This is a genomic window from Allochromatium palmeri, assembly GCF_009720725.1.
Lineage (GTDB): Bacteria > Pseudomonadota > Gammaproteobacteria > Chromatiales > Chromatiaceae > Thermochromatium > Thermochromatium palmeri.
Genome location: NZ_WNKT01000142.1, coordinates 1 through 886, shown reverse-complemented (window position 1 = coordinate 886; position 886 = coordinate 1). Strand labels below are relative to the sequence as shown.

The 886-nt window shown below is 43.5% G+C and carries 1 protein-coding gene; it reads left to right on the top strand.

Annotated elements, in window-relative coordinates:
* Window positions 1-160 precede the first annotated feature (160 nt).
* Window positions 161-829, top strand: a complete 669-nt coding sequence (locus GJ668_RS19845) for an acyltransferase (protein ID WP_155451804.1) — start codon at window positions 161-163, stop codon at window positions 827-829.
* The last annotated feature ends 57 nt before the right edge of the window (window positions 830-886 follow it).

Below are 886 nucleotides of genomic sequence, written 5' to 3'. Positions count from 1 at the left end.
GATTCACCCATTTTGACTAACCCTTCTGTACCGGTTTGATAACTTAAATGACTGTCCGGTTTTCAGGGTCCACTTTACTATCCGGCGATCCGCCGCCGTCATCATCCGGCCTGGAGCGTACAGCCCAGCAACTCAGCGATTTCCTGAAGCTTCGGATCACATGATTAATCAACAAAGAGATGTTTCGATCGATGTGCTGAGAATCCTGTGTTGCTTGATGGTCATTGCAATACATGCGACACCGGAATATGAATCCTATATCACGCTTGGCGCCGCACGCGCCGACGAAATAAGAGGTTTGCTCGTGCAGGCGTTCGTCAGAGGCGGGCTACCGATCTTTTTCATGATCAGCGGCATGTATATTTTGAATTCGGAACAGGAGAATTTGCATGCATTCTACAAGAAACGATTATTGAGAATAATCGTTCCATTCTTGGTTTTTAGCGGCCTGCATTTTTTCATTCTTGGGTATAGAGATCCAAATGCTAATTTACTATCGTTGACCTGGGGTTTTATATCAGGACTGAATAGTCCGAGCGCGCTCGGCCCGCATTTTTGGTTTATCTATAGTATCATCGGTCTCTATTTGATTTCGCCTTTGGTGTCTCTGCTTTTGAAATCTATTGATTCAAGCATGGCCTGGAAAGTCATCCTGGGGCTTTTGGTCATAAAGGCGTATAATCTGTATTCAATCAGCGGTGTGACCGGTATCGCTATTCCTGATATCGACGTTTGGTTGCTGTATTTTTTGATTGGCGGCCTGCTTGTTAGGATTAAACCGCCATCCATCCTGCTTTCACTTGCGATATTAAGTACATCTATTAAATAATTTTAACAAAATACCTGTTTGAGTATATAATAAATATCTCTGCCATAAGCAAGAAGC